This is a genomic window from Pseudomonas sp. SWRI111 (genome assembly GCF_014268555.1).
Classification (GTDB): Bacteria; Pseudomonadota; Gammaproteobacteria; order Pseudomonadales; family Pseudomonadaceae; genus Aquipseudomonas; species Aquipseudomonas hamedanensis.
The window spans coordinates 92,400-103,907 of sequence record NZ_JABWQQ010000018.1 but is presented as its reverse complement, the minus strand read 5'-3'; the positions used below and the strand labels follow the sequence as shown (position 1 = coordinate 103,907).

The window sequence follows — 11,508 nt, the reverse complement described above, 5'->3', positions numbered from 1 at the left end:
ACTATCTCCTAAATCAGGGCTGGCGTGCCGCGGGTAGCTCTTCGGCTGTCATTCGACGGCGGACGCTTCAATCTTGTCCAGGCGTGGCGCCTTGCTGCTGCAACGGCGCTGGTCCTGACGCTGGGCCACTTCTTGTACCTCACGGCGAGTCACAAGGTCGGCCAAGCTGATACCGCTCAGAAATTCGTGAATCTGCAGGCTCAAGTCGCACCACAGATGATGGGTCAGGCAGGTGTCACCGGAATGGCAATCGCCCTGGCCCTGGCACTTGGTCGCATCGACCGATTCGTTCACCGCATCGATCACCTGGGCGACCTGGATGCCCTGCATCTCGCGGGACAATTGGTAGCCACCACCCGGACCGCGAACGCTGGAAACCAGGTTGCTGCGGCGCAGCTTGGCGAACAGCTGTTCGAGGTAGGACAGGGAGATGCCTTGGCGCTCGGAGATATCGGCCAGAGACACCGGCCCGTGCTGCGCGTGCAACGCCAGGTCAAGCATGGCGGTCACGGCGTATCGGCCTTTTGTAGTCAGTCGCATGGACAGTTACCACGGAGTTCGGAATGGGCGGGAGTATGCAATTCCCGAGCATTTAAGTCAACTATAAGACCTAGTGCTTTAGTCGGGTTTACCCGCAAAAGAGCGCGCGCACTATAGCAAAGACGGGTTGTGGACAGCCAGTGATACCGAGCCATCGTTCATCGCGAGCAGGCTCACTCCTACAGGGGAGCGCATTCCAAATGTAGGAGTGAGCCTGCTCGCGATAGCAGCGGCTCGGTTTAACTGGCCTGACTCTGATCCTTGCCCTTCACACTGGCGAAGTCTTCTTCGCGCAACTCAGGCAGATCTTTCGCACAGTAATTGCTGCCCAGATCTTTCAGCGCGCCGCACATCCCTTCCAACCGGCCGTCCACTGCTTGCAGGTGATCGAGCAACTGGCCGATGGCCCGGGCCACCGGATCGGGCATGTCTTCACTGACGCCGTAGGCATCGAAACCGATCTTCTCCGCCATGGCCTTGCGCTTGGCGTCCTGCTCTTCATCGGTCTTGACGATGATCCGCCCCGGAATCCCCACTACGGTGGCACCCGGCGGCACTTCTTTGGTCACCACGGCGTTGGAGCCGACCTTGGCGCCGGCACCCACAGTGAATGGCCCCAACACTTTGGCACCAGCACCGACTACCACGCCATCACCCAGCGTCGGATGGCGCTTGCCTTTGTTCCAACTGGTGCCACCCAGGGTCACGCCTTGATAGATAGTCACGTCGTCGCCGATCTCGGCGGTCTCGCCAATCACGATGCCCATGCCGTGGTCGATGAAGAAACGCCGCCCGACTTTCGCACCGGGATGGATCTCGATCCCGGTCAGCCAGCGACCGAAGTTCGACACCAGTCGCGCCAACCATTTCAGCTCGTTGCGCCAGAGCATGCCGGCCAGACGATGAATCCAGATTGCATGCATGCCGGGATAGCAGGTCAGGACTTCAAAAGCGTTACGCGCCGCCGGGTCTCGATGGAATACGCTCTGGATATCTTCACGCAAACGCTCAAACATCATTTAGTCCTTCCGCTTCAGAAGCTCGCCACGGGCCGCTTTTTGGGTTTCCGTGAGGATGCCACGCAAAATATTCATTTCCGCCCGGCTCACCGAGCTGCGTCCGTACAACCGGCGCAAGCGCGCCATCAAGTGTCGCGGTTTCTCCGGATCGAGGAATTCGATGGCGACCAGCGTCTGCTCCAGATGCTCATAGAATCGCTCCAGCTCATCCATGGTCGCCAGCTCGGCACTTTTCACCGAAGCCACTTCTTCTTTCTCGATCTTGCTCGGCTGACCCTGTGCCGCCAGCCAGGCCATGCGCACTTCATAACTCAACACCTGCACCGCCGCCCCAAGGTTCAGCGAACTGAACGTCGGGTCAGATGGGATGTGTACGTGAAAGTGACATCGCTGCAGCTCTTCGTTGGTCAGGCCGGAGTCTTCACGGCCGAACACCAGGGCAATTTCTGCGCCCTGCCCGGCTTCCTCGACCACTTTGCTGCCGCATTCGCGCGGATCGAGCAGCGGCCAGGGAATACGCCGGTCACGGGCGCTGGTGCCAAGCACCAGATTGCAGCCGACCAGGGCATCTTCCAAGGTGGCGACGACTTGCGCGTTTTCAAGGATGTCACCGGCACCGGAGGCGCGGGCATCAGCCTCGTGGTGCGGGAAGAGCCGCGGTTCGACCAGCACCAGTCGCGACAGACCCATGTTTTTCATGGCGCGCGCGGCCCCGCCGATGTTGCCGGGGTGGCTGGTGTTGACCAGGACGACACGAATGTTCTGCAGCAAGGGAGGCGCTCTCGGACACAGGAAAGGGGGGCAAATCTTACAGAACAGCCTACCGTTAAGCTATGAAAGCGAACAGCGTCCTTCACCTGAAGAAAAGTTCTGATAGAATGCTCGGCTTTCTTTAACAACCTTAGGTGACACATCCATGCAGCCCATGCTGAATATCGCGCTGCGCGCCGCCCGCAGCGCCAGTGAACTGATCTTCCGCTCCATCGAGCGCCTGGATACCATCAAGGTCGACGAAAAAGACGCCAAGGATTATGTATCCGAGGTCGATCGCGCCGCTGAACAGAAAATCATCGATGCCCTGCGCAAGGCTTACCCGAATCACTCGATCCAGGGTGAAGAGACCGGCCTGCACGCCGGCACCGGCATCGAAGGCGAAGAGTACCTGTGGATCATCGATCCACTGGATGGCACCACCAACTTCCTGCGCGGCATTCCTCACTTCGCCGTCAGCATCGCCTGCAAATACCGTGGTCGCCTGGAACACGCTGTGGTTCTGGATCCGGTTCGCCAGGAAGAATTCACCGCCAGCCGTGGTCGCGGCGCTCAACTGAACGGTCGTCGCCTGCGCGTCAGCGGTCGCACCAGCCTCGACGGCGCCCTGCTCGGCACTGGCTTCCCGTTCCGTGACGACCAGATGGACAACCTCGACAACTACCTGGGCATGTTCCGCGCCCTGGTTGGCCAGACTGCCGGCATCCGCCGCGCCGGTTCGGCGAGCCTGGACCTGGCTTATGTAGCTGCCGGTCGTTTCGATGCGTTCTGGGAATCGGGCCTGTCCGAGTGGGACATGGCGGCAGGCGCTCTGCTGATTCAGGAAGCCGGCGGCTTGGTGAGCGACTTCACCGGCGGCCACGACTTCCTGGAAAAAGGCCACATCGTTGCCGGCAACACCAAATGCTTCAAGGCAGTCCTGACGGCGATCCAGCCGCACCTGCCGGCTTCGCTGAAGCGCTAAGCTTTTCGCGGAACCACAAAAGCACCTTTCGGGGTGCTTTTTTTATGCCCGCAATTTGCCTGACACACCACAAACCCAATGTAGGAGCGAGCCTGCTCGCGATAGCGGTGTTTCAGCCACCACTTGTTTTGAATGATAAATAGCTATCGCGAGCAGGCTCACTCCTACAAGGGGATTGCGGTGTTGCTTGAATCGCGAGCACAAAAAAGCACCCCGCAGGGTGCTTCTTGTAAACAGTCGGTCGTTACTGACCCGGCTCATTCTGCGACAGGATCAGCTTGCCTTCCTTGTCGACCGGAATCTGGTTGCCCGGATCGCGATCCATCCGCACTTTGCCTTCCTTGCCATCGAGCGAGTAGCGCACGTCGTAACCGACCACCTTGTCGCTGATGTCATTGACCGTGTTGCAGCGGGTTTGCGTGGTGGTGTAGGTGTCACGTTCCTGCATGCCCTCCTGCACCTTGTTACCGGCATAACCGCCACCGACCGCACCAGCTACCGTGGCAATTTTCTTGCCGGTGCCGCCGCCGATCTGATTGCCCAGCAGACCACCTGCCAGTGCACCGACCACCGTACCGGCGATCTGATGCTGATCCTTCACAGGCGCCTGACGAGTGACCGTCACGTCCTTGCACACTTCACGTGGAGTCTTGATCTGTGTCTTGACCGGTTCCACGGCCAGTACCTGCGCATAATCAGGGCCGCTTTTAACCAGGCTGTAGGTGGCAACAGCACCCCCGGCAGTCACACCGACAGCACCCAATACCGCACCAACCAGCATCGACTTGTTCACATGAACCTCCTGACCATCACATACGGGACAAGCCCGCGCTTCTCCCAGCCTTGGAGCATAAAAAAAGGCGCGAGTTCAACTCGCGCCTTTCTTGGGCTGACAGCCGGAAAAACGATCGCCGTTATGGACGGTCGTCGACTTCCTTTTCGGTGTTGACCGGAGGAATCAGATCCTCGGTGGTCAGGTTCAACCAGATCAGCACCACGTTGGCGATGTAGATCGACGAGTAGGTACCCGCCAATACACCAATGAACAGCGCGATGGAGAAGCCGAACAGGTTGTCACCGCCGAAGAACAGCAGCGCCGCAATCGCCAGTAATGTGGAGATCGACGTGGCCATGGTGCGCAGCAGCGTTTGCGTGGTCGAGATGTTGATGTTCTCGATCAGCGTAGCCTTGCGCAGGACACGGAAGTTCTCACGCACCCGGTCGAACACGACGATGGTGTCGTTCAGCGAGTAACCGATGATCGCCAGGACCGCCGCCAGCACCGTCAGGTCGAAGGTGATCTGGAAGAACGACAGAATACCGATGGTCACGATCACGTCGTGAATCAGCGAAACAATGGCGCCGACCGCAAATTTCCACTGAAAGCGGAAGGCCAGGTAGATCAGGATGCCGCCGAGCGCCAGCAACATGCCGAGGCCGCCCTGGTCGCGCAGCTCTTCGCCAACCTGCGGGCCGACAAACTCGACGCGCTTGACGGTCGCCGGGTTGTCGCCGCCGACTTTCAGCAGCGCCTCCGCTACCTGATGACCCAACTGCGGATCTTCGCCCGGCATACGCACCAGCAGATCGGTGGTCGCACCGAAGTTCTGCACGACGGCGTCGTGGTAGCCGGAAGTCGCCAGTTGCTCGCGCACCTTGGTGACATCCGCCGGACGCTCGTAGGTCAGCTCGATGAGCGTACCGCCGGTGAAGTCCAGACCCCAGTTCATGCCCTTGGTGGCGACGCTGAACAAGGCCAGCAATGTCAGAAAAACCGTGACGCCGAACGCGAAGTTGCGAACGCCCATGAAGTTGATTGTACGTAACATGGCAGCCCCTTAAATCCACAACTTCTTGAAGTCACGTCCGCCAAAGATCAGGTTGACCATTGCGCGGGTCACCATGATGGCCGTGAACATCGAGGTAAAGATCCCGAGGGACATGGTCACTGCGAAGCCCTTCACCGGGCCGGTGCCCATGGCGAAGAGAATGCCGCCGACCAACAGTGTGGTCAGGTTGGCGTCGAGAATCGCAGTGAATGCCCGGCCGAAGCCTTCGTTGATTGCCCGCTGCACCGTCATGCCAGCGGCGATCTCTTCACGGATCCGCGAGAAGATCAGTACGTTGGCGTCGACCGCCATACCCATGGTCAACACGATACCGGCGATACCCGGCAGGGTCAGCGTGGCGCCGAGCAGCGACATCAAGGCCAGCAGCAACACCATGTTCACCGCCAGCGCGACGGTGGCGATGACGCCGAAGAAGCGGTAGATGGCGATGATGAACAGCGACACGAACAGCATGCCCCACAGCGACGCATCGATACCTTTGGTGATGTTGTCAGCACCCAGGCTCGGGCCGATGGTGCGCTCTTCAGCGAAGTACATCGGTGCGGCCAGACCACCGGCACGCAGCAGCAGCGCCAGTTCAGACGACTCGCCCTGGCCGTTCAGGCCGGTGATGCGGAATTGCGCACCCAGCGGCGACTGAATGGTCGCCAGGCTGATGATTTTCTTCTCTTCCTTGAACGTCTGCACCGCGACGTCTTTCTCGACGCCGTTGACCATTTGTTTGGTGTAAGTGGTGACCGGACGCTGCTCGATGAAGATCACCGCCATGCTGCGACCGACATTGGAACGGGTCGCGCGACTCATCAGTTCGCCACCGTGACCATCCAGACGGATGTTCACTTCAGGCGTGCCGTGCTCGCCGAAACCGGCCTTGGCGTCGGTAACCTGGTCACCGGTAATGATCAGACCACGTTCGATCTGCGCCGGAGGACGGTTGCCTTCACGGAACTCGAACGATTCGGAAGTGGCTTTCGAAGCGCCCGGCTCTGCAGCCAGTCGGAACTCGAGGTTGGCCGTCTTGCCGAGGATACGCTTGGCTTCGGCCGTGTCCTGCACGCCCGGCAGCTCAACCACAATGCGGTTGGCGCCCTGACGCTGAACGATCGGTTCGGCAACACCCAGCTCGTTGACGCGGTTACGCACCGTGGTCAAGTTCTGCTTGATGGAGTATTCACGGATTTCCGCCAGCTTGGCCGGGGTCATCGCCAGACGCAGCACCGGTTGACCGTTAAGGTCGGCCGGAACAATGTCGAAATCGTTGAAGTTCTTGCGGATCAGCGCACGGGCCTGTTCGCGGGAATCTTCATCGCTGAAGCCCAACTGAATGGCGCCGCCCAGTTGCGGCAGGCTGCGATAGCGCAGCTTCTCTTTGCGCAGCAGACTCTTGACGTCGCCTTCGTAGACTTTCAGGCGAGCATCGAGGGCTTTGTCCATGTCCACTTCAAGCAGGAAGTGCACACCACCGGACAAGTCCAGACCCAGCTTCATCGGGTGCGCGCCCAGATTGCGCAGCCATTGCGGAGTGGTCTGTGCCAGGTTCAGCGCGACGACGTAGTCATCACCCAATGCCTTGCGCACAACATCCTTGGCCGGCAGTTGGTCTTCAGCCTTGGTCAGACGGATCAGCCCGCCCTTGCCGTTGGCCGCCAGCGTCGCAGCCTTGACGTTGATGCCGGATTCCTTGAGCGCCGCGCTCACACGATCCAGATCAGCCTGATTGACTTGCAGCGCAGTGCTTGCACCGCTGACCTGGATGGCCGGGTCATCAGGATAAAGATTGGGAGCGGAATAAATCAGACCGACCGCCAGCACCGCCAGGATCAGAATGTATTTCCACAGAGGGTATTTGTTCAGCATCACGCCGCCCGTTATGAACGCGGGGCGCCTTGCGCGCCCCGTCGATTGAGTAGAAGTTGTTGCTCTTAGATCGCTTTCAGCGTGCCTTTTGGCAGCGTGGCGGCGATGGCGCCTTTCTGGAACTTCATTTCAACGGTGTCGGACACTTCCAGCACCACGAAGTCATCGGCAACTTTGGTGATCTTGCCGGCGATGCCGCCAGTGGTCACAACTTCGTCACCCTTTTGCAGGCTGCTCAGCAGGTTCTTCTGCTCTTTGGCGCGCTTGGCCTGTGGACGCCAGATCATCAGGTAGAAGATGACCAGGAAGCCGACCAGGAAAATCCACTCGAAGCCGCCGCCCATTGGGCTTGCAGCAGCCGGTGCAGCTGCGTCAGCCATGGCGTTAGAGATAAAAAAGCTCATTTAGCACTCCAGTTGCAAATGTTGAATCTTGGGGTCAGAAAACTCAGTCCAAAGGCGGGACGGGAAGTCCGCGTTTGGCGTAAAAGGCATCGACAAAGGCGGCCAATGTACCCTGTTGAATAGCCTCGCGCAAACCAGCCATCAGCACCTGATAATGGCGCAAGTTATGGATGGTATTGAGCATGCTGCCGAGCATTTCGCCGCACTTGTCCAGGTGATGCAGATAAGCACGCGAGAAGTTCTGGCAGGTATAGCAATCGCAGGTCGGATCCAGCGGCGATTCATCATGGCGATGAAACGCGTTACGGATCTTCAGCACACCGGTATCGATGAACAGATGCCCATTGCGGGCATTACGGGTTGGCATCACGCAATCGAACATGTCCACCCCGCGGCGCACACCCTCAACCAGATCTTCCGGTTTGCCAACGCCCATAAGGTAACGAGGTTTGTCAGCCGGCATCTGGCCCGGCAGATAATCCAGCACCTTGATCATTTCATGCTTCGGTTCGCCCACCGACAGACCGCCGATGGCCAAGCCGTCGAAGCCGATTTTGTCGAGGCCTTCGAGCGAGCGCATGCGCAGATTTTCATGCATGCCGCCCTGAACGATGCCGAACAGCGCCGCGGTGTTGTCGCCATGGGCGTTCTTCGAACGCTGGGCCCAGCGCAACGACAGCTCCATCGACACGCGCGCGACGTCTTCGTCAGCCGGGTACGGCGTGCACTCGTCGAAGATCATCACGATGTCGGAGCCTAAATCGCGCTGCACCTGCATCGACTCTTCCGGCCCCATGAACACTTTCGCGCCATCGACCGGAGAAGCGAAGGTCACGCCCTCCTCCTTGATCTTGCGCATCGCGCCGAGGCTGAACACCTGGAAGCCGCCGGAGTCGGTAAGAATCGGGCCTTTCCACTGCATGAAATCGTGCAGGTCGCCGTGCTCCTTGATCACCTGAGTGCCAGGACGCAGCCACAGGTGGAAGGTGTTGCCCAGAATGATCTCCGCGCCAGTGGCGACGATGTCACGCGGCAACATGCCCTTGACCGTGCCGTAGGTGCCGACCGGCATGAACGCCGGGGTCTCGACGGTGCCACGGGGGAACGTCAGGCGACCACGGCGGGCCTTGCCATCGGTGGCCAGGAGCTCAAAGGACATTCGACATTCGCGACTCATTGTGTTTCCTCTGGGCCTGATTGTTCAGGGGCAGTTGGAGCGGGATTGCGGGTGATGAACATCGCATCACCGTAGCTGAAAAAGCGGTAACCGTTATCGACGGCGGCCTTGTAGGCGGCCATGGTTTCGGGATAACCGGCAAACGCGGAAACCAGCATCAACAGCGTGGATTCCGGCAAATGGAAATTGGTCACCAGGGCATCGACCACATGAAACGGCCGGCCTGGGTAGATAAAGATGTCGGTGTCGCCACTGAACGGCTTGAGCACACCATCGCGCGCCGCACTCTCCAGCGAACGCACACTGGTCGTGCCTACAGCAATCACCCGACCGCCGCGCGCACGGCACGCGGCCACGGCATCGACCACGTCCTGGCCGACTTCCAGCCACTCGCTGTGCATGTGGTGATCTTCGATCTTCTCGACGCGCACCGGCTGGAACGTCCCCGCGCCCACGTGCAGCGTAACGAACGCCGTCTCGACACCCTTGGCGGCAATCGCCTGCATCAACGGCTCATCGAAATGCAGCCCCGCCGTCGGCGCCGCCACCGCCCCCAGACGCTGGGCGTACACGGTCTGATAACGCTCGCGATCCGCGCCTTCATCCGGGCGGTCTATATAAGGAGGCAACGGCATGTGCCCGACGCGGTCGAGCAGCGGCAACACTTCCTCGGCAAAACCCAGCTCGAACAACGCATCGTGACGCGCGAGCATCTCGGCTTCGCCACCGCCGTCGATAAGGATCTTCGAGCCCGGCTTCGGCGACTTGCTGGAACGCACATGAGCCAGCACGCGATGCGCATCAAGCACGCGTTCGACGAGAATTTCCAGCTTGCCGCCGGACGCTTTCTGCCCGAACAGCCGCGCCGGAATCACCCGGGTATTGTTGAACACCATCAAATCGCCCGGGCGCAAATGCTCAAGCAAATCAGTGAATTGACGGTGTGCCAGGGCGCCGCTCGGCCCATCGAGGGTCAGCAGGCGACTACCGCGACGCTCGGCCAACGGGTGGCGGGCGATCAGCGAATCAGGAAGCTCGAAAGTAAAGTCAGCAACGCGCATGATGGGGTTCGTCTAGCAGGGCCGGAAAGTCTAGCGGAAATATCGAAAATTGACCATGAAACGTGATTGACCAACGGTAATCACCTCTCTATACTTCGCCGCCATTGAGCCCTGATGGCGGAATTGGTAGACGCGGCGGATTCAAAATCCGTTTTCGAAAGGAGTGGGAGTTCGAGTCTCCCTCGGGGCACCATATAGCAGTATCTGAGAGTCTCTACCAGCCTCTCAGACCCAAAGAAACCGGCCACTTGGCCGGTTTTTTTGTGCCTGCCTGTCTACCCCTGTCTCCTCTTATCCGTTGTATCCCTGTATCCCTGCTTGTATCCTGAGAAAAATACCGAACTTTGGGATACAAGGATGAAGCGCGCAGACATCAAGCGCCGCCCTCTCGCTGACACGACACTTGCGGGATTGGAGCCGGAATCAAAGGAATACCGGGAGCTGGACGGAAACGGCCTCTACTTCAGGGTTAAACCTGATGGTGGGAAATCCTGGCAGCTCCGCTACAAACGTCCGGCGGGCAATTGGGCTTGGATGGGGCTCGGGGGCTACCCGGAAGTTAGTGGCGCGTTGGCAAGGGACAAAGCTGCCGATCTACGCAAAGTAGTGAGTAGCGGTGCCGATCCCCTTGAACAAAAGCGATCCGCGAAAGCTGCTTTCGATGCGGCCAAGACCCGAACCTTTCGAGCTGCCGCTGATGCCTGGCTGAAGGCAAAAGAGGAAAAGGGTCTCGCACCCTCCACTCTCAACAAAATCCGCACCTACCTCGACAAAGACATACTCCCGGCACTGGGAGATAAGCCTCTAGACGAAATCACCCGTACCGATTGCGCGGAACTCCAAGCATCCATCGAAGCCCGGGACGCACACAACGTGGCGGAAAAGTGTCGCACTTGGATCAATCAGATATTCGGGCGAGCCATCGGTTTGGGCCTCACGGAGAACGATCCGGGCAGTCGCCTACGAGATATTGCAGCCCAAGCCCCGAAGACACAGCAGCATCCTCATTTGCTTGAGCCTGAGTTGGCAGAATTCCTTCAAGCACTCAAAAACACTCCCAGCAGGCTGACGGCCCGGACTGCAGCATGGCTCTGTATCTGGACCGCATCTAGACCGGGCATGGTTCGGTTAGCTGAATGGAAAGAGTTCGACCTTGATAAAGCGCTATGGACGACACCTGCCGCCAAGATGAAGATGCGAAGAGACTTTGTGTGTCCACTCCCTAAGCAAGCGCTTTCCGCTCTCAAAGAACTTCATTGCCTCACAGGTCGTAGTCGCTGGCTATTCCCTGGTGTGGGCGCTAAGAATCCAACGATTAGCGAAAACACCATCAACAAAGTCTTCGCAACGGTTGGTTACAAAGGTCGCTTGGTTGGTCATGGTACTCGTCACACCGCCAGCACTCTGCTCAGGGAACACGGCTGGCCGAAAGAGCATGTCGAAGCGCAGCTTGCTCACAAAGAAGAGGGAATATCCGGGGTATACAACAAGGCTCAATACCTTGAGCACCGGGTGAAGATGATGCAGTGGTATGCAGATCACCTTGATGCGTTGGCAAGCGAAAAGGTGATCAAGGGACAATTTGGAAGATCGGTATGAATGCACTTATCCATACCACCTTCAAAATCCGTGTAACAAGTGTTACTCGTGTAACGATGCCGGCCAAACACCCGGATTCATTGGCTTTCAATCCCGTTACACTCCAGCACGCCATTCCGTACACTCGATGTAACGCACGCCGATTGTGTAACGCTACATCAGGCCCCTTGCCTGCTGCGGGCAGACACTCCCTCACACTTGCCCATGGCGCAAAGCTCGCTGGCTACGCTTCCAACCCGCAGGGCGCGGGACAGCGCGTTGCACGT

The 11,508-nt window shown here is 58.9% G+C and carries 11 protein-coding genes and 1 tRNA gene; 3 read left to right on the top strand and 9 right to left on the bottom strand.

Features of this window, described 5'->3' with window-relative positions:
• Positions 1–48: 48 nt before the first annotated feature.
• The 3 genes from iscR to trmJ form a co-directional block, all read right to left on the bottom strand.
• Complete coding sequence (gene iscR / locus HU755_RS20180) at positions 49–540, bottom strand: Fe-S cluster assembly transcriptional regulator IscR (protein WP_186530338.1); 492 nt, start codon at positions 538–540, stop codon at positions 49–51.
• 239 nt (positions 541–779) lie between these two features.
• Positions 780–1,556: a serine O-acetyltransferase gene (cysE, locus tag HU755_RS20175; protein ID WP_186549095.1), complete on the bottom strand. Its 777-nt coding sequence runs from the start codon at positions 1,554–1,556 to the stop codon at positions 780–782.
• A 3-nt stretch (positions 1,557–1,559) separates the two neighbouring features.
• The gene (gene trmJ / locus HU755_RS20170; RefSeq protein WP_126366138.1) at positions 1,560–2,330 is read right to left on the bottom strand and encodes a tRNA (cytosine(32)/uridine(32)-2'-O)-methyltransferase TrmJ; all 771 of its coding nucleotides are present in this window, start codon (positions 2,328–2,330) and stop codon (positions 1,560–1,562) included.
• Between the two features lie 145 nt (positions 2,331–2,475).
• On the opposite strand from trmJ, the gene suhB reads away from it, so the two are divergent.
• Positions 2,476–3,294, top strand: a complete 819-nt coding sequence (gene suhB, locus HU755_RS20165) for an inositol-phosphate phosphatase (RefSeq protein WP_016773320.1) — start codon at positions 2,476–2,478, stop codon at positions 3,292–3,294.
• Between the two features lie 244 nt (positions 3,295–3,538).
• Here suhB and HU755_RS20160 read toward each other — a convergent pair whose 3' ends face one another.
• From HU755_RS20160 to queA, 6 genes are all read right to left on the bottom strand, one after another.
• Positions 3,539–4,087, bottom strand: a complete 549-nt coding sequence (locus tag HU755_RS20160; RefSeq protein ID WP_186635837.1) for a glycine zipper 2TM domain-containing protein — start codon at positions 4,085–4,087, stop codon at positions 3,539–3,541.
• Positions 4,088–4,208: 121 nt separating this feature from the next.
• The gene (gene secF, locus HU755_RS20155) at positions 4,209–5,123 is read right to left on the bottom strand and encodes a protein translocase subunit SecF (protein WP_186635834.1); all 915 of its coding nucleotides are present in this window, start codon (positions 5,121–5,123) and stop codon (positions 4,209–4,211) included.
• Between the two features lie 9 nt (positions 5,124–5,132).
• Positions 5,133–7,001, bottom strand: coding sequence for a protein translocase subunit SecD (gene secD, locus HU755_RS20150; protein ID WP_186635831.1), 1,869 nt, complete (start codon positions 6,999–7,001; stop codon positions 5,133–5,135).
• A gap of 65 nt (positions 7,002–7,066) precedes the next feature.
• A complete protein-coding gene (yajC, locus tag HU755_RS20145; protein WP_016773317.1) occupies positions 7,067–7,405 on the bottom strand; it encodes a preprotein translocase subunit YajC in 339 nt (112 codons plus the stop codon).
• A gap of 43 nt (positions 7,406–7,448) precedes the next feature.
• Entirely contained in the window at positions 7,449–8,564 is a 1,116-nt protein-coding gene (tgt, locus tag HU755_RS20140; RefSeq protein ID WP_160768392.1) for a tRNA guanosine(34) transglycosylase Tgt, read from the bottom strand.
• A 14-nt stretch (positions 8,565–8,578) separates the two neighbouring features.
• Positions 8,579–9,643, bottom strand: coding sequence for a tRNA preQ1(34) S-adenosylmethionine ribosyltransferase-isomerase QueA (gene queA / locus HU755_RS20135; RefSeq protein WP_186549087.1), 1,065 nt, complete (start codon positions 9,641–9,643; stop codon positions 8,579–8,581).
• 108 nt (positions 9,644–9,751) lie between these two features.
• On the opposite strand from queA, the gene HU755_RS20130 reads away from it, so the two are divergent.
• Positions 9,752–9,836, top strand: a tRNA-Leu gene (locus tag HU755_RS20130).
• 164 nt (positions 9,837–10,000) lie between these two features.
• Positions 10,001–11,242 (top strand): tyrosine-type recombinase/integrase, encoded by a 1,242-nt coding sequence (locus HU755_RS20125; RefSeq protein ID WP_186635828.1) that lies wholly within the window; start codon positions 10,001–10,003, stop codon positions 11,240–11,242.
• Positions 11,243–11,508 lie beyond the last annotated feature (266 nt).

Excerpts from the sequence above, each read along its gene's own strand:
- iscR (WP_186530338.1), bottom strand. The coding sequence starts at position 540 with ATGCGACTGACTACAAAAGGCCGATACGCCGTGACCGCCATGCTTGAC.
- cysE (WP_186549095.1), bottom strand. The coding sequence starts at position 1,556 with ATGTTTGAGCGTTTGCGTGAAGATATCCAGAGCGTATTCCATCGAGAC.
- suhB (WP_016773320.1), top strand. The coding sequence starts at position 2,476 with ATGCAGCCCATGCTGAATATCGCGCTGCGCGCCGCCCGCAGCGCCAGT.
- secF (WP_186635834.1), bottom strand. The coding sequence starts at position 5,123 with ATGTTACGTACAATCAACTTCATGGGCGTTCGCAACTTCGCGTTCGGC.
- secD (WP_186635831.1), bottom strand. The coding sequence starts at position 7,001 with ATGCTGAACAAATACCCTCTGTGGAAATACATTCTGATCCTGGCGGTG.
- yajC (WP_016773317.1), bottom strand. The coding sequence starts at position 7,405 with ATGAGCTTTTTTATCTCTAACGCCATGGCTGACGCAGCTGCACCGGCT.
- tgt (WP_160768392.1), bottom strand. The coding sequence starts at position 8,564 with ATGTCCTTTGAGCTCCTGGCCACCGATGGCAAGGCCCGCCGTGGTCGC.
- queA (WP_186549087.1), bottom strand. The coding sequence starts at position 9,643 with ATGCGCGTTGCTGACTTTACTTTCGAGCTTCCTGATTCGCTGATCGCC.
- HU755_RS20125 (WP_186635828.1), top strand. The coding sequence starts at position 10,001 with ATGAAGCGCGCAGACATCAAGCGCCGCCCTCTCGCTGACACGACACTT.